At 66.6% G+C, this 16,358-nt stretch carries 10 protein-coding genes; 4 read left to right on the forward strand and 6 right to left on the reverse strand.

Going from position 1 to position 16,358, the window contains the following annotated elements; genetic code table 11:
* Position 1 precedes the first annotated feature (1 nt).
* The gene (locus tag ACFQPB_RS07775; RefSeq protein ID WP_382221504.1) at positions 2 to 1,921 is read left to right on the forward strand and encodes a response regulator; all 1,920 of its coding nucleotides are present in this window, start codon (positions 2 to 4) and stop codon (positions 1,919 to 1,921) included.
* Positions 1,922 to 1,949: 28 nt separating this feature from the next.
* On the opposite strand, the gene ACFQPB_RS07780 is transcribed toward ACFQPB_RS07775, so the two are convergent.
* The 6 genes from ACFQPB_RS07780 to ACFQPB_RS07805 form a co-directional block, all read right to left on the reverse strand.
* Positions 1,950 to 4,541 (reverse strand): ATP-binding protein, encoded by a 2,592-nt coding sequence (locus ACFQPB_RS07780; protein WP_382221506.1) that lies wholly within the window; start codon positions 4,539 to 4,541, stop codon positions 1,950 to 1,952.
* The gene (locus tag ACFQPB_RS07785) at positions 4,541 to 5,383 is read right to left on the reverse strand and encodes a substrate-binding periplasmic protein (protein WP_382221509.1); all 843 of its coding nucleotides are present in this window, start codon (positions 5,381 to 5,383) and stop codon (positions 4,541 to 4,543) included. The genes ACFQPB_RS07780 and ACFQPB_RS07785 overlap by 1 nt, the downstream gene beginning before the upstream one ends.
* 56 nt (positions 5,384 to 5,439) lie before the next feature.
* The gene (locus ACFQPB_RS07790) at positions 5,440 to 8,226 is read right to left on the reverse strand and encodes a PAS domain S-box protein (protein WP_382221511.1); all 2,787 of its coding nucleotides are present in this window, start codon (positions 8,224 to 8,226) and stop codon (positions 5,440 to 5,442) included.
* Positions 8,223 to 9,341 (reverse strand): ABC transporter substrate-binding protein, encoded by a 1,119-nt coding sequence (locus ACFQPB_RS07795; protein ID WP_382199132.1) that lies wholly within the window; start codon positions 9,339 to 9,341, stop codon positions 8,223 to 8,225. The genes ACFQPB_RS07790 and ACFQPB_RS07795 overlap by 4 nt, the downstream gene beginning before the upstream one ends.
* Before the next feature lie 19 nt (positions 9,342 to 9,360).
* Complete coding sequence (locus ACFQPB_RS07800) at positions 9,361 to 11,592, reverse strand: putative bifunctional diguanylate cyclase/phosphodiesterase (RefSeq protein ID WP_382221514.1); 2,232 nt, start codon at positions 11,590 to 11,592, stop codon at positions 9,361 to 9,363.
* Positions 11,593 to 11,862: 270 nt separating this feature from the next.
* A complete protein-coding gene (locus ACFQPB_RS07805; protein ID WP_382199134.1) occupies positions 11,863 to 12,171 on the reverse strand; it encodes a c-type cytochrome in 309 nt (102 codons plus the stop codon).
* A 183-nt stretch (positions 12,172 to 12,354) separates the two neighbouring features.
* Here ACFQPB_RS07805 and ACFQPB_RS07810 point away from each other — a divergent pair, with 183 nt between their 5' ends.
* The 3 genes from ACFQPB_RS07810 to ACFQPB_RS07820 all read left to right on the forward strand — a co-directional run bounded on the left by ACFQPB_RS07810 (position 12,355) and on the right by ACFQPB_RS07820 (position 16,357).
* Positions 12,355 to 13,104, forward strand: coding sequence for an MgtC/SapB family protein (locus tag ACFQPB_RS07810; RefSeq protein ID WP_382221517.1), 750 nt, complete (start codon positions 12,355 to 12,357; stop codon positions 13,102 to 13,104).
* A 167-nt stretch (positions 13,105 to 13,271) separates the two neighbouring features.
* Positions 13,272 to 15,599 (forward strand): bifunctional salicylyl-CoA 5-hydroxylase/oxidoreductase, encoded by a 2,328-nt coding sequence (locus ACFQPB_RS07815; protein ID WP_382221520.1) that lies wholly within the window; start codon positions 13,272 to 13,274, stop codon positions 15,597 to 15,599.
* Positions 15,596 to 16,357, forward strand: coding sequence for an SDR family NAD(P)-dependent oxidoreductase (locus ACFQPB_RS07820; protein ID WP_382221523.1), 762 nt, complete (start codon positions 15,596 to 15,598; stop codon positions 16,355 to 16,357). The genes ACFQPB_RS07815 and ACFQPB_RS07820 overlap by 4 nt, the downstream gene beginning before the upstream one ends.
* Position 16,358: the final 1 nt, after the last annotated feature.

Consider the following 16,358-nt stretch of genomic DNA (forward strand, 5'->3'; position numbering starts at 1 on the left):
CATGCAGCGGCGCAAAGCCACGCAACGCTTCTGGGCGTGGCTCGGTCTGGCCACCGCCCTGATGCTGGCCGGGCTGCTGGTGCTGATGGGCATCTTTCTGCGCCAGGCCCGACTGGCGGAGGAGGCCGCGCAGTTGCAAGCCGACTCGGTCACCGCGCTGGTGTTTCAGCTGGAGCGTGAATTCCTGCGCATGCGCGGCGGCGTGGCATTGGCTGGCGAAGCAGACGAAGCCAGCACCGACTGGGACGCCCTGACGCTGCGCCTCGACATCTTTTTAAGCCGCCTGGACCTGCTGCTGACCAGCCCCAGCGTGGACCGCCTGCGTGAAACGCCTGAATACCAGGCGGCCCTGCCACATCTGCAGGTGCTGGCCGAGCGCATTCAACCCTGGCTGGACAACCCGGCGGCGCACCGCAGCAACTGGGCCACCCTCGCCCAGGACATGGATGCGATCGGCCCCGAAGTGCAGGCCTTGTCTTTCGCGTCCAACGCCATGATCTCGCGCCAGATGCAGCACCAGATCAGCACCCTGCGCGGCCAGAGCCGGATGATCGTGGGCCTGTTTGCCGCCCAGGCCCTGCTGCTGCTGAGTGTGGCCGCGACCATCGTGGTGCGCCAGCGGCGCCAGGAGCGCGAGCGGCTGGCACTGGAGCAGCTCAACCGCGAACTGGACATCGCGCGCCATCTGGCGGAGCAGGCCAACGTGACCAAGGGCCACTTCCTGGCGAACATGAGCCACGAACTGCGCACGCCCTTCAACGGCATGCTGGGCATGCTGCAACTGCTGCACGAAACGCCACTGGATGCGCGCCAGCGCGACTACCTGCACACCGCCGCCGATTCCGCACAACACCTGCTGACGCTGCTCAACGACATCCTGGACATGGCGGCCATTGAGGAGGGCAAGCTCAAGGTGGCGCCCGAAGCCATCGAACTGCCACGCGTGTTGCGCGACGTGGTCACCCCCATGGCCGCACAGGCGCGTGACAAGGGTCTGCAGTTTGATGTCCAGATGCCTCCCTCGTTGCCGCTTGCCGTGCGACTGGACCCCACCCGCACCCGGCAGGTGCTGTTCAACCTGCTGAGCAACGCCGTCAAGTTCACCGAACACGGCAGCGTGGGCTTTGAAGTGGCCGTTCAACCGGGGCTGTCGGCCGACACCATCGAACTGGTGTTCACCGTGCGCGACACCGGCATCGGCATGTCGGCCGAGTCGGTGGCACGCCTGTTCGAACGTTTTTTCCAGGTCGAGTCGCGCCTCAACCGGCGCCGTGGCGGCTCGGGCCTGGGCCTGAACATCTCGCGTGCCCTGGCCGAACTCATGGGTGGCAGCCTGCAGGTGGAGAGCCACGAAGGACAAGGCAGCACCTTCACCCTGCGCCTGCCCACCACAGTGGAGGCCAGCGTGGCGCCCTGCTTTGCCAACACCATGCCACCGCCGGCGCCCGTGCTGGCAACCGCCGAGGGGGGCGACATGGTCACCGCCACGGCCGGCACACCGGCGGCCCAGGTGCTGAAGGTGCTGGTGGTGGACGACCACCCCATCAACCTCAAACTGGCCACCGCCCTGTTGCAGAAAATGGGGCATGAGGTGGTTCAGGCGGTCAACGGGCGGCTGGCGCTGGAGGCGGTGCAGGCACAGGCCTTCGATCTGGTGGTGATGGACCTGCACATGCCCGAAATGGACGGGCTGGAGAGCACACGGCACATCCGCGCCCTGCCCGCACCACGCGGACAGGTGCCGGTGGTGGCACTCACGGCGAACGCGCTGGAGGAGGCCCGGCGCGAGGCCGAACAGGCCGGTGTCAACGGTTTTCTCACCAAGCCGCTGAAGGTGCAAGAGCTGCAAGCCGTGGTGCGCAACTGCCAAGCCGCCCCACACCGCGCACTGGAACAGGCCGCTGCCATGCAGGCGGCCTGAGCCCAGGCCCCCGCCCACCCGGTTCAGATCAGGACGCCGCTTCGGGCGATGCGGCCGGCAACCAGGGCACGAGGGCGGCGTGCAAGCCCTTCATGGTGAAGGGCTTGGGCACGTGCCCATCGAAGCCGCTGGCGCGGCAGCGCTCCAGGTCTTCCGCCATCACGTTGGCGGTGAGGGCCAGCACGGGCACGGTCTGCGCAGCGTCACCCGCCTCGCCGGCCCGCAAGCGTTCGGTGGCCTCGAAACCGTCCATCACCGGCATCTGGCAGTCCATCAGCACCAGGTTGAAGCGTTCTGCACGCAAACGGTCCAGCGCTTCCCGGCCGTTCTGCGCCAGCACCGCCTCCAGGCCCACCCGGCCCAGCACGGCCAGCGCCAGTTTCTGGTTCACCGGCTGGTCTTCCACCAGCAACACACGCCCTGTCAGGCGGGGCAAGGCCACGGCGGGCGCAGGGTGGCTGCTGAGCGGGGCCACCACGGGTGATGCCAAGGGCAGGGTCAGCTCAAACCAGAACGTGGCCCCTGCACCCGGCGCGCTGTGCACGCCGATGCGTCCCCCCATGGCCTCCACCAGTTGGCGGCTGATGGACAGGCCCAAGCCGGTGCCGCCAAAAGCCCGCGAGCTGGAACTGTCCACTTGGGTGAAGGGCTGGAACAACTGCTGCTGCGCCTCCGGTGCGATGCCTATGCCTTCGTCCTGCACCTCAAATCGCAGCGTCGCGCCAGGTTCCGCGCCTGTGTCTGAAGCGCAGGCCGGTGCCAGCCGCTGCAAACGCAGCACCACCTGCCCCGCCGCCGTGAACTTGATGGCATTGCCCAACAGATTGACCAGCACCTGTTGCAGACGCTGGGCATCGCCCAGCACCGCCGGTGGCACGTCGTCTGCCAACGCCAACACCAGCCGCAGGCCTTTGCCCTGTGCGGTCACCTGCAGGCGGCGCGCGCAGGTTCGGCACAGCTCGGCCGGCGACAGCGCGGCGCTGGCCAACACCAGTTTGCCGGCCTCGACCTTGGAGAAGTCCAGGATGTCGTCGATCAGGTGCAAGAGCGACTCGGCGCTCTCGCGGATGGTCTGCGCCTGGTCGCGCTGTTCGGGGTCCAGCCGCGAATCCAGCAGCAGGCTGACCATGCCGATCACCCCGTTCATGGGGGTGCGGATCTCGTGGCTCATGTTGGCCAAGAAGGCACTTTTGGCGCGTGTGGCCGCCTCGGCATGGTCGCGCGCCTGGGCCAGCTCGGCCAGGGTCCGCTTCTCCTGCGTGAGATCGTGCTCCACACTCACAAAATGGGTGATGTGCCCCGACACGTCGCGCAGGGGTGCCGCCACCACGTGGGCGGGGTAGACCTGGCCATCGCGGCGCCGGCGCAGCAGTTCACCACGCCAGATCTGGCCCGCCTTCAACTGCGCCAGCACCTCCAGGTAACGCGCCTTGTCCACCCGGCCGCCATCGAGCAGCGCGGGCGTGCGACCTTGCAGCTCGGCCGCCGAATAGCCCGTCATCTGACGCAAGAAGGGGTTGCTGTATTCGATGCGGCCCTGGTCGTTGACGATCAGCATGCCACTGGGGCTTTGCTCCAGCGCCTGCGACAGCCGCACGATGGTGGCCTGCTGCAAGGCCTCGGCCTGTTCGCCGGCGCGCACCCGGCGCATCAGCCACAGGTAACCCGCCAGCACGCTGGCCAGCCCCAGCAAAGTCACCAAGCCGATCACCGCCGACTTGCGGCGCCAGTCGGCCAGCACCGCCAAGCGGTCCACCCGCACCGACACAAACACCGGGTAAGCCTTGAGGGTGCGGTAGGCGCTCAGCGCATCGCCTTCGTCAGTGCCAAGTTCGTGGGTCAGGATGTCGGGCAACAGGTCGTCAAAGGGATAGGGGCCGCCGTTGGGGCTGTCATCGGTGCTGAACAGCACCCGGCCGTCGAGCCGGGCGACGTGCACGCGGTCGCTGTCGGGGCGGTGAAAGCGTTCCATGCGCCCGAGCAGGTAGTCCGGGTTGAGCGCGGCCACCAGCCAGACGGCTTCGTCGCCCTCGCCCATGCGCAACAGCAACGGCACAAAATAAGGCTTGGCCGGGTCACCCGGCTGCTCGGCCAGCGTGGGGCGGGCCTCGCCGATGTCGCGCCCCTCCCAGACCGGCCCCACGCGCAAGACAGACGACTCGCCGGTGGCGCGGTCGGCCGGCAAAAAACCCAGGGTATCGATCACCGCCCCCAGGTTGTTGGGCTGCGAACTGGCCCGAACCCGGCCACTGCGGTCGAGGATGGACAAAGAACGCAGGGCGGGCTGGCTGTGCTGCAAGCGCCGCAACACGCCATACAACCACTGCGGCGACGCGCTGGCCAAAGGTTCGCCCGAGACTTCGGGCAGGGCACGCAAGGTGTTTTCCACGAGTTGCAGGGTCTGGCCGATCTCGTCCTCAAAGATCAGCACGTTGCCCTGGGCGCGCACCAACTGCTGCTCCAACTGCACCTCGCGGTCGCGCCACACGGCATAGCCCACCGCACCCAGCACCGTGACCAGAAACAGCCCCAGGAACAGCCGCGCCAGCCACTGGTAACGCACCGCCGGACGCGGGTCGTCCGCGGGCGGGCCAAAGCTTCGTCCGGGCAACTGGGCCATCAGTTCGGCACGACGATCGACTCCAGCCGGTAGCGGCTGGCCGCACGCAACAGACGGCCATCGCGTTTGATGTCGCGCACAAACTGTTCGACGCGGTTGAACCAGGGCAGATCCCCCGGCGCCACGGCGTAGGCGTACTCGGTCATGTGGTACGTGCTGGTGGGCGAGATCAGGCGCGCCCAGTCGGTGGTCTCCAGCATCCGCCGGCTGTACGGGAAGTCGGTCATGAACACATCGGCACGGCCCGATTCCACTTCCTGCTCGCGCGCCATCGGGGTGTCCACCACCAGCAAGGTGGCGGCCTTCAGGCGGGCCCGCATGACCGGCTCGTGCAGGGTGCCTTTCATCACAGCCACCACCACCCCGGGCTTGTCGATGTCGTCCCAAGACTTGATGCGCCGGTTGCTGCGTGTGGTGATGGCGTAGATGTCGCTGGCCAGGGTGGGCCGCGCAAACAACAGCTTCTCGGCCCGCTGGGGCGTGACGCCGACCGCGAACATCGCCACGTCACACAGGTTGCCGGTCACGTCACCCACCAGGCGTGCGAACGAGCTGTCCACAAATTCCACCGCCACCCCCAGGTCCTTGCCCAACTCCAGTGCCAGATCGGCATCGACACCGGCCAGTTGCTGCGTGCGCGGGCTGCGCAGGCTGATGCCGTAGTAGTCAGGCCAGATGCACACGCGCAGTTTTTTGCTGGCCTGGATGTGCTGCAAGCGGCTGCCTGTGGGCGCGGCAGCGCTGGCGCCCTGCGCCCATGCGGCAGGTGCCAGGCCCAACACCAGCGCCACAACCATCCCACCCACACCGGCGGCGCCATGTTGTGTCGATCTCAAAAACATCCTGACTCCTTCGAAAAACACGTGGGCAAGGGCTGTGGGGCCAACGCCCCCACCACTCAAACGGCCGCCGCTTCGGTGGCGGGGGCCACCGGCGCGGTCAGCGGAATCACCACCTCGAACACCACACCCCCTGCGTCCGGATGGCGGAAGTCGATGTGCCCACCGAGTGCACCGGCGACGATGTTGCGCACAATGGGCAGGCCCAAGCCGCTGCCGCCATGCCCCAGTTTGGTGGTGTAGAAGGGATCGAACACATGGCGGCGGTTGGCTTCGGGGATGCCATGGCCGTTGTCCGCCACCGACAGGCAGACCTCGCTTGCACGCACCTCGGCAGCGATGTCGATGCGCCCGCGCTCGATGCCGTCCAGCCCGTGGATGTGGGCATTCTGAATCAGGTTGGTGAGCACCTGGCCCAGCGCGCCCGGGTAGCTGTCGAGTTCAATCTCATCGGGCACGCGGCACACCAACTCGTGGGCGCTGCGTTTGAAGGTGGGCTGCAGGGTGAGCACGATCTCGTCCACCACCTCGCGCAAGCGGAACCGCCGCCGCTGGTCGCTGGTCTGGTCCACCGCCACCTGCTTGAAGCTGCTGAGCAGTTCGCTGGCGCGCTCCAGGTTGCGCAGGGCGATGTCGCCGCCGGTGTCAACATGGGACACAAACGCCTCCAGATCGGAGCGCTTGAGGCCTTGTTCAATTTGGCGGCGGAACTGCCCGACCCGCTCTTTCAGCGTGGACACCGCCATGCGCCCGTTGCCTATGGGCGTGTTGAGCTCGTGTGCGACCCCCGCCACCAGCGAGCCCAGTGAGGCCAGTTTTTCAGACTGCACCAGGCGGTCTTGCGACGCCACCAGCCGCTCCTGCGCCAGTTGCACCGTCTGCAGCGCCTGCTCCAGTTCGGTGTTGGCGATGGACAGGCTGCGTGTGCGCTCTTCGATGCGGCCCTCCAACTGGGCGTTGAGGTCCAGCAACGCGGCTTCGGCGCGTTTGCGGTCGCTGATGTCCACGTCCAGACAGACAAATATCATGGGCGACTCGCCCCGCGCCACGTCGCCCGGCACACCAATGGTGGTGGACAACAGCCAGCGCGCCCGCCCGGCGCGGTCATGCACCTCGCCTTCGTAGGGTCCGTAGGGTTGCCCGGTGCGCCCCACCTCGGCCAGCATGTGCATGAAGTCCCGCTGTTGCTGGGGGGAGTAGATCAGCTCCTCCAGCCGCCGCCCCATCGCTTCGTCTTTCGACCAGCCCAACAGCGCGGCAGAGGCGGTGTTCCACTCCAGCACGCGGCCTTCGGTGTCAAACCACTGCACCGCCAGCGCGGGCGTGCTGTCGAGAATGGTGCGCAAGCGTTCCTCGCTGCGGCGCACCGCCGCCTCGGCCGCACGCTGGCTGGTGACGTCGATGCCAATGCAGCGGAAACCCTCGAAGCCCCCCTCGGCGTTGCGGTCCACGCTGGAGCTCCAGGCGATGTCGCGCACCGCCCCGCCCGCAGTGAGCATGCGCAAGTCCTGCCGGTAGGTGGGGCGGCGCAACTTGCCACCCACCACCACAAACTCTTGCACCATGGCGCGCTCGTCGGGCTCCACCAGATCGACGATGGCGCGACCACGTGCCGGCAACCCTGGCTGCCCCAGCACCTGCTCGGCGCTGGGGTTGGCGTAGGTCACGGTGCCATGGCGGTCCAGCTCGATCACCAGGTCGGCGGTGTGTTCCACCAGCTCGCGAAAGCGCCTGTCCTGGTCGGCCAGCTGGTGTTCGCGCTGCGCAATGGCCTGAGCGACCTGCTGCAAGTCGGTGCCCAGGCGTTCCAGCTCGGCAATGCCGCTGCTTTGGGGTGCCCCGTCGTACTGCCCCGCCGCTATGCGGTGGGCAAACGCCATGGCGCCGTGCACCACCCGCTCGATGCGGTGGGTCAGCCACACCGCCGTGGCCACGCCCACGGCTAGCGCCAGCGACAGCGTGACCACCGCGATCAGGATGGCCGCATCCCGCGACGCCTGCGCGACCGATTCGGGGTAGGCCACCAGCAAACCCCATCCGAGGCGATGGGACAGGCGGGCAGTGCCCTGGTAGGGTTGCCCATCAAACTCAAAACGCCCGCTGGCCTGTTCGCCGCGCAGCGCGGCTTGCACCAGCGGCAGGTTCATGAGGTTGGTGCGTTCGCGCACCATCTGCAAGTTGGGCGCCGACACCAGGGCACCCCGGTTGTCCACCGCCAGCAGCAAGAGGCCATCGCGCTGGTTGGGCCGGTTGGTCAGGCTCACCAGGCGGTCCATGGAGAGTTCGCCCAGCAACACGCCGCCCGCAAAAGGCACCGCCACCGCCACCACCGGCCGCCCCTGTATGGGCGAAAGAAATTGTGCGCTCCACTGCAAGGTGCCCTGCTCGCGCGCCGTGCGCAGCACCGCCACGGCACTGAGGTCGTTGCCCACCCATTCGCCCGCCTGCGCCACCACACCGTGGCGCAACAAGGCCGAGCGCAGGGTGAGGGTGTCGTCCAGCAGGTAGACGCCGTCAAGCAGGTTGTCGCCCAACAGCAGTTGCCGCGTGGCCACCGCGAACACATCGGCGGCGATGGCGGCAGCCGGGCCACCGGCCGAGTCGGCCAGCCCGGTCAGCCCGGTCAGGGTGGACATCAGGGCCTGGGTGTTGTCCAGGCCATGCTCCATGTTGGCCAGCGCCAGGTCGGCCACACGCGCCTGTTCGTCCTGGGTTTGCTGCTGCGCCAGCGGCAGGCGCCAGAAGATCATCATCAAGGTCAGCACCACCAAGGCCACCAGCATGGCGACCAGAAACTGGCCCACCAGCAAAGTGCGCAGGCGCCAAGGCCCGCCGAAGCGGCTCAAGCGAGCACCTCGTAGCGGCCCTGCCTCACCACCGTGATGTAGGTCTGCCGCACCGCGTCGCCGGTGGCATCGAACGCCACCACCTGCTGCGTGCCTTCAAACTGGCGCACCCGCAGCAAGGTTTGCCTGAGGTGCTCGCCGCGCTGCTGCGCACCCAAAGCCTGCAAGGCCACACGCATGGCGTCAAAGCCGGCCAGGTCGGCAAAGCCGGACGGGTTGCCGAAGCGTTGCTGGTACGCCAGCCGAAACTGGCGGTAGGCGGGCGCGGTGTTGGTGCGGTCCAGGAACTGCGCCGCCACCACCCCTTCGGCGGCACCACCCGCGAGCTCCAGCAGTTGTTCGGTGGCCGCCCATTCGGCGGTCATCAGCGGCAGGCTGGGCTGCAGCTTGCGCACCTGCTGTATCAGCTGGGCGGCGTCCACCGCACCCGTCAACAGCAACAGCCCGTCGGGCTGGCTGGCCAGGGCACTGCGGGCCAAATCGGCGAAAGCCATCCCGGGCTTGAAGCGGTAGCCCTCCCTGGCCACCACTTCCCCACCCAACGCGCGAAACTCGGTCTCGAAGTCGTCCAGCCAGCGCTCGGTGTAGGCGGCGTTGGACATGTCCAGCACCGCCGCCACCCGCAGCAATTTGCTGCGCTGCGCATGAAAACGGGCGCTGGCCTGCGCGTATTCCCGGGTGGAGGAAATGACCCGGAAAAAGTGGTCGTCCAGGCCGGTGAGCGCGCTGGTGGTCACGGTGGGCGACACCATGACCAGACCCGCAGCGTTGGCCAGGGGCACCATGGCCATGGCCATGGCACTGGTCATGGGGCCGACGATGAGCGCCACACCCGCCTCGCGCAGGGTCTGGAAGGCAGCGGCGGCGGTGTCGGGGTTTTGCTGGTCGTCGGCGGTCAGCAACGCCAGCTGGCGCCCGCCCACACCACCGGCCAGATTGGCTTGTTCCAGGGCCAGGAGCGCGCCGTCGCGGCCGGCCAACCCCAGGTCGGCGGTGCGACCGGTGAGCCCGCCCACAAACCCGATTTTGATGGGCGCGCTGTCGCAGCCCACCAGCCCCAGGGCGCTTGTGGACAGGGTGCCCAGAAGAACATCGCGGCGCGTCAGGGGGGGCATCAGGGCGTCCTCCAGTGGGTCACTCGGCGGCGGGGCCGTCCCGTCGCTGGCGCAACCAGGCCAGCAGCTGTTCCTTGTCCATGGGTCGGGCAATGTGGTAGCCCTGGCCATCATGGCAGCCCATGGCCACCAGCGCCGCCCAGACGCTGGCGTCTTCAATGCCTTCGGCCAGCACCTTCAAGCCCAGTTTGCGGCCCAGTTGGGTGACCATCTCAGCAATGCGCGGACCCTTGGCCTCGGTGATCTGGCGCACAAACGTGCGGTCGATCTTGATGCGGTCCAGCGGCAGGCGCTCCAGGTAGCTCAGCGACGAGTAGCCGGTGCCAAAGTCGTCGATGGCGATGGCAATGGCTTGAGCCCGCAGGCCGGCGAGCGTGGTTTCGAGGTAGGCCGTTGGCAACACCGCCACCGACTCGGTGATCTCCAGCTCCAGGTGCCGGCCTTCCAGGCCACTGACGGTCAGGGCCTGGGCCACGTGGTCGGTGAAGGCGGGGTCTTGCAACTGCACCACCGACACGTTGACGGCGATGCGCCGCGGCGCCAAGCCCAGGTCGAGGAGGTCACGCATCATCATGCACGCCGAGGTCATGACCCACTGGCCCAGCGGCGCCATCAGGCCGGAGCGTTCGGCCACCGGGATGAACTGATCGGGGGGCACAAAGCGACCATCCTCGGTGCGCCAGCGGATCAGCGCTTCCAGCCCGATCAGTTCGTGGGTGCTCAAGTCCACCTGGGGCTGGTAGACGAGGTAGAGGCGCTCGGTCTCGAAGGCGGCGCGCAGCTCGGCCAGCATAAGCGCGCGCGCGCGCGCCTCGGCACCCAGGTGCGCCGAGAAGGTGACGTAATGGCCCTTGTGGTCTTTTTTGGCCCGCTTGAGGGCAATGCTGGCGTCCTTGAGCAGGTCCACGCCCGCGCTGGCATCGCTCTGCAATTGCACGTAGCCACAGGTGATGGACAACTTGTGCGCAATGCCTTCGATGTTCAGCGGCACGCGCGCGGCGGCCATCAGGGCGTCGGGGTTGACCTCGGCTTTGGGCCCCAGCACGCCAAATATGTCGCTGCCGATGCGTGCCAGCACCGTGTGCAACGGCAGGCTTTCACGCAGGCGCTGGGCCACCGCGCTGAGCAGCAGGTCGCCAAAACGGTGCCCCATGACGTCGTTGGTGGCGCTGAAGTCGTCGATGTCCACCAACGCCAGCGCATGCCCTTCTGCCCCGGCCGCGATCTGGCGGTCCAGCGCATCGACAAAACTGGCGCGGTTGGGCAAGCCCACCAGCTGGTCGTAGAACGCGAACTCGTGCAGGCGCTGCATCAGGTGGCGGTTGCGCAGCAGGTTGCCGATGTTGAAGCAGAACACGTCGAGCAAACTGCGGTCGGTGCTCTCGGGGGTCTGCTGGGTGTCGATGAAAACCGCCATGTCGCTGCCGTTGCGGTAGCCCACGTACAGCGCGACACCGGCTGGGGAAAACACGTTCTCGTGTCGTTGCAGCGAACGCTCCAACAAGGCACGCACGTCGGCATCGGGCAGGGTGTCCAGCGGCCGGTCGATGAGCGCCGAAAACTGGCCTGCCGCCGCCAGCACGCGGTACTCGCGCCCGCCTCGCTCCACCTGGGCGCACACCAGGCCTTCGGGTTGGGTGCCCAACAAGGCGGCCAGCTGGGTGATGACGCCCTGCGCAAACGTGTGCAGCCCCCCCTCTTCCATGAAATCGGCACTCGAGCGCACGATCAGCTCCAGCCCGCTGCGGTGGGCCTCGATCGCGCAGATCTGCTCGTAGGAGCGGATGGCGGTGGTCAGGGTGGTGAGCAGCTTGTGGCGGGTCAGTTCCGACTTGGTCTTGTAGTCGTTGATGTCGTAGCGAAGAATGGTTTCGTGCTCGGGCGCATAACCCGGCTGACCGGTGCGCAGCACAATACGGGTGGCGGTCAGGCCAGCCTCGTTGCGGATGAAATCCACCAGCTCCAGACCGGCGTTTTCGGTCTCCATCACCACATCAAGCAGCACCAGCGCGAGGTCGGGCGTGTCCAGCAAACACCGCCGGGCCTCGGCCGCGTTGTGGGCGTGGAGAAAACTTATGGACCGCCCGAACACCTGAACGTCTTGCAGGGCAAAGAGCGTGGCCTGGTGCACATCCGCGTCATCGTCCACGACCAGCACCTTCCACTCGCGTGCAGCGCGACGCACGCCCGCCATCCCATCGGCGGGCGCCTCGTCCTCGAAGGCAAACAACTCATCGCTGGATTCGGCCATCCGGAAGGCTCTCCAATCAGTCTGTCACGGCGCCCCAGGGCGCCCCAAGTAGCAAAAGTGCCCCTTGTGCCCAGCCCTTGGCCCGACACCATTTGCAAAACATCTTTCAGGATGAAGATATATCACGCTCTTCGTATCCCGCATCGCAGCCTTGTTTGTGCCACGTCAAAAAAAACGCCCGCAGATTTCGCTGCGGGCGTTGGATGACCGGGCGCAAGCCTGGCGACCGTGGTCAGCCGGGCTCGCCTGGTTCACAGGCCTTGGTCAGACTTATTTCGCGCCGCCGAGGATCCAGGCGGCCAGGGTCTTGGCATCGGCGTCGCTCAGCGCAGCCTGTGCGGGCATGGGCACGGCGCCCCATTTGCCGGAGCCGCCCGCCTTGATGCTCTTGGCCAGTTCGTCGGCGCTCTTGCCGGCGTACTTTTTGGCCACGTCCTGGTAGGAGGGGCCCACCAGCTTCTTGTCCACCGCATGGCAGGCCATGCAGGCGTTCTTTTGCGCCAGGGCCAGGTTGGCCATGGCGGGGGAAGCAACAACCATGGCAGCGGCGGCAGCAGCCATCACAAACACTTGTTTCATGAACATCTCCAGAGAAGAAAGAAAAAACGCAGTCCCAAACACAACTCAACCCGTCTGCGGGTGGCCCACGTGCAACTGGGTGCCCCACTCAAATATCATTATCTACTGATTTATGAGCCGGGTGCTCGGGGTTTTCCGCAGGCACCAAAGTGGGCATGATGGTACACGCCAAGGAGAAGTGCCATGAACACGCTGCCCCTGTTCCAGTCCTACTGGAGTGCGCCCCTCGTTGAAGTGAACCTGCTGGTGTTCGCCAACCTCGTGGGCGCCTTGTTGCTGGGCTTGCTGGTGGGCTACGAGCGCTCGTACCACGGCCGTGCCGCCGGCATGCGCACCTACGGCATCGTGTGCATGGCCTCGGCCGCGCTGACGGTGTTTTCGGGCTACCCCGGTTTCTGGTGGGGTGGGCTGGAGCACACGGGCCTGCCGCCGGTGGACCCCACCCGGGTGGTGCAGGGCATCGTCACCGGCGTCGGTTTTCTGGGCGCGGGCGTCATCATGAAAGAGGGCATGAACATCAGCGGCCTCACAACCGCCGCTTCGATCTGGGCTTCGTCGGCCATCGGCGTGCTGGTGGGCGTGGGGTTTTATGCCGCCGCCATCCTGCTGTCGCTGCTGTCGGCGTCGCTGATGATGTGGGGGTCCAAACTGGAAATGCGTCTGCCCTCCCGGCGTGCGTTGGGCGTCACCCTGGGCTTTGGCAGTGGTGTTGAGCCCGATGAGCGGGGCATGCGTCAACTCATGCGGTCGTGGGGCTACAGCGTGGCCGAGGGCTCGTTGCACATCGCCCGCCAACACCACCACGTGACCTGGCAGTTCGTCATGGTGGCCAACACCAGCCGCCCTGAGGCGGGTTCGCTGTTCGAACTTTCGCGCCTCCTGCGCCAACTGGAAGGGGTAGACAGCCTGCAACTGTCCCACGCGAGAAACTGAACCCAGCCCCCGCCCGAGCGCCATCGGGTAAACCCTCGCAACGACACGCTGCGCAACGCTTGCCAAATTGGGGAAGTCCTTCTAAACTCATCTTCACTTACTTTAGATATGAATTATTCGACTCTGAATGGAGTTGTTCTTGATCCGACCCAACTGAAGGAACTGCGATGAAAATTGTGTGCATCGGTGGCGGCCCAGCCGGCCTGTACTTTGGTCTCCTGATGAAACAGCTGGACCCCGCCCACGACGTGACGGTGGTCGAGCGCAACAAGCCCTACGACACCTTCGGCTGGGGCGTGGTGTTCTCCGACGCCACCATGGACAACATGCGCCAGTGGGACCCGGCCACCGCCGCCGAGATCGAGCAGGCCTTCAACCACTGGGACGACATCGAGCTGCTGTTCAAGGGCCGCACCATCCGCTCGGGTGGCCACGGCTTTGTGGGCATTGGCCGCAAGAAGCTGCTCAACATCCTGCAAGCACGTTGCGAAGAGCTGGACGTCAAGCTGGTGTTTGAAACCAACGCCGACAACGACCTGGCCTACGCGGACGCCGACCTGATCATCGCCAGCGACGGCATCAACTCGCAGATCCGCACGCGCTACGCCAACACCTTCAAGCCCGACATCGTCACCCGCCCCAACCGCTACATCTGGCTGGGCACACACCGCCTGTACGACGCCTTCACCTTCGATTTCCAGCGCACCGAACACGGCTGGTTCCAGGCCCACATCTACAAGTTCGACGAGAACACCACCACCTTCATCGTCGAGTGCCCCGAAGAGGTGTTTCTGGCCCACGGCCTCGACAAGGCCGACCAGGACCAGTCCATCGCCTTCTGCGAGAACCTGTTCAAAGACACGCTGCAAGGCCACAAGCTCATGACCAACGCCCGCCACCTGCGTGGCTCGGCCTGGCTGAACTTCCAGCGTGTGGTGTGCGAACAGTGGTGGCTCAAGAACGAGAACAACAGCCACGTGGTGCTGATGGGCGACGCGGTCCACACCGCCCACTTCGCCATCGGATCAGGCACCAAACTGGCCATCGAAGACGCGATCGAACTCACCCGCCAGTTCAAGTTGCTGGGCGACAGCCCCGACAAGATCGGCGAGGTGCTCAGCACATACCAAGAGCTGCGCCGCGTGGAAACCTTGCGCCTGCAGAACGCTGCCTGGAACGCCATGGAGTGGTTTGAGGTGTGTGGCAAGCGCTACTGCGATCAGCTGGAACCCGAGCAGTTCATGTACTCCATGCTCACGCGCAGCCAGCGCATCAGCCACGAAAACCTGCGCCTGCGCGACAAGGCCTGGCTGGACGGCTACGAGCAGTGGCTGGCCCAAAAGGCCGGCCTCAACAGCCCGGTGCCCGTGCCCCCCATGTTCACGCCCTACACCGTGCGCGGCCTCACGCTCAAGAACCGCATCGTGGTCTCGCCCATGGCGCAGTACAGCGCGGTGGACGGCCTGGCGGGTGACTACCACCTGGTGCATCTGGGCGCACGCGCCATGGGCGGCGCCGGCCTGGTGTTTGCCGAGATGAGCTGTGTGAGCGCGGAAGGCCGCATCACCCCGGGCTGCCCCGGCCTGTACAAGCCCGAGCACACCACCGCGTTCAAGCGCATCGCCGACTGGATCCACACCAACACCGACGCCAAGTTCGCCATCCAGATCGGTCACGCCGGCGCCAAGGCCTCCACCCGCCTGGCCTGGGACGGCATTGACCAACCGCTGGTGGAAGGCAACTGGCCCATCATGTCGGCGTCCGAGCAGCAGTACCTTGAAGGTGTGAGCCAGGTCTCCAAGGCCATGACCCGTGCCGACATGGACACGGTGCTGGCCCAGTTCGTCGCCTCCACGAAAGCAGCACACGAGGCCGGCGCCGACTGGCTGGAGCTGCACTGCGCCCACGGCTACCTGCTGTCCAGCTTCATCTCGCCGCTGACCAACCACCGCAGCGACGAATACGGCGGCAGCCTGGAGAACCGCCTGCGTTACCCGCTGGAAGTCTTCAAAGCGGTGCGCGCCGTGTGGCCGGCCGACAAACCCATGTCGGTGCGCATTTCGGCGCACGACTGGGTTGAAGGTGGCATCACGCCCGACGACGCGGTGGAGATTGCCAAGGCGTTCAAGGCCGCCGGCGCCGACATGATCGACTGCTCCTCGGGGCAGGTCAGCAAGAAGGAAAAGCCGGTCTATGGCCGCATGTTCCAGACGCCGTTTGCCGATCGCATCCGCCAGGAAGCCGGCATTCCCACCATCGCGGTGGGAGCCATCAGCGAGGCCGACCACGCCAACTCCATCTTGGCCGCCGGCCGCGCTGACCTTTGCGCCGTGGCCCGCCCGCACCTGGCCAACCCGGCCTGGACGCTGACCGAGGCGGCCAAGATCGGCTACACGCCGGTGGGCTGGCCCAAGCAGTACCGCTCCGCCAAGGGCCAGATGGAGTCCATCTTCGCCCGCGAGAAGTCCATGGCCGCAGCGGCATCGGCCAAATGAGCGCCAACCGTCACGCCCTCGTCACCGGCGGCGGCCAGGGCATAGGCGCGGCCATCGCGCAGGCCCTGGTGGCACGTGGCCTCAACGTCACCGTGCTGGGCCGCCGGCTGGCCGTGGTGCAGGCCCTGGCCAACACCGACCCGGAGCACCTGTTGGCCGTGAGCGCCGACGTGGCCGACCCGGCCCAGGTGGCGGCGGCTGTGGCACAGGCCGAGGCCCGCTTTGGCCCGGTGGACGTGCTGGTCAACAACGCCGGCCAGGCCCAGACCGCGCCTTTCCTCAAGATGGACCTGGCGTTGTGGCACCAGATGCTCAGCGTCAACCTCACCGGCACCCTGGTCTGCACCCAGGCCGTGTTGCCGGGCATGGTGGCACGCGGCTGGGGCCGCGTGGTCAACGTGGCCAGCACGGCCGGCCAGGTGGGCTATGCCTACGTGTCGGCCTACTGCGCGGCCAAACACGGCGTGGTCGGGCTGACCAAATCGCTGGCGCTGGAGATGGCCAAGAAGGGTGTCACCGTCAACGCGGTCTGCCCCGGCTACACCGAAACCGACATCGTGCGCGAAAGCATTGAACGTGTGGTGGCCAAGACCGGCCGCAGCGCCGAAGAGGCCCGTGCCGAATTCGTCAAATCCAACCCGCAGGGCAAGCTGGTGTTGCCCGAGCAGGTGGCCGACGCGGTGGCCTGGCTGTGTGGCGAAGGCGCCTCTGCCGTCACCGGCCAGCAAATTTCCGTCGCTGGCGGCGAAGTCATGTGAA

Origin of the sequence: Hydrogenophaga atypica, assembly GCF_042665215.1 — a bacterium.
Taxonomy (GTDB): Bacteria; Pseudomonadota; Gammaproteobacteria; order Burkholderiales; family Burkholderiaceae_C; genus Hydrogenophaga; species Hydrogenophaga defluvii_A.

What these genes read in the sequence shown, in the direction of transcription:
- ACFQPB_RS07775 (WP_382221504.1), top strand. Translation starts at nt 2, where the DNA reads ATGCAGCGGCGCAAAGCCACGCAACGCTTCTGGGCGTGGCTCGGTCTG.
- ACFQPB_RS07780 (WP_382221506.1), bottom strand. Translation starts at nt 4,541, where the DNA reads ATGGCCCAGTTGCCCGGACGAAGCTTTGGCCCGCCCGCGGACGACCCG.
- ACFQPB_RS07785 (WP_382221509.1), bottom strand. Translation starts at nt 5,383, where the DNA reads ATGTTTTTGAGATCGACACAACATGGCGCCGCCGGTGTGGGTGGGATG.
- ACFQPB_RS07795 (WP_382199132.1), bottom strand. Translation starts at nt 9,341, where the DNA reads ATGCCCCCCCTGACGCGCCGCGATGTTCTTCTGGGCACCCTGTCCACA.
- ACFQPB_RS07800 (WP_382221514.1), bottom strand. Translation starts at nt 11,592, where the DNA reads ATGGCCGAATCCAGCGATGAGTTGTTTGCCTTCGAGGACGAGGCGCCC.
- ACFQPB_RS07805 (WP_382199134.1), bottom strand. Translation starts at nt 12,171, where the DNA reads ATGAAACAAGTGTTTGTGATGGCTGCTGCCGCCGCTGCCATGGTTGTT.
- ACFQPB_RS07810 (WP_382221517.1), top strand. Translation starts at nt 12,355, where the DNA reads ATGAACACGCTGCCCCTGTTCCAGTCCTACTGGAGTGCGCCCCTCGTT.
- ACFQPB_RS07815 (WP_382221520.1), top strand. Translation starts at nt 13,272, where the DNA reads ATGAAAATTGTGTGCATCGGTGGCGGCCCAGCCGGCCTGTACTTTGGT.
- ACFQPB_RS07820 (WP_382221523.1), top strand. Translation starts at nt 15,596, where the DNA reads ATGAGCGCCAACCGTCACGCCCTCGTCACCGGCGGCGGCCAGGGCATA.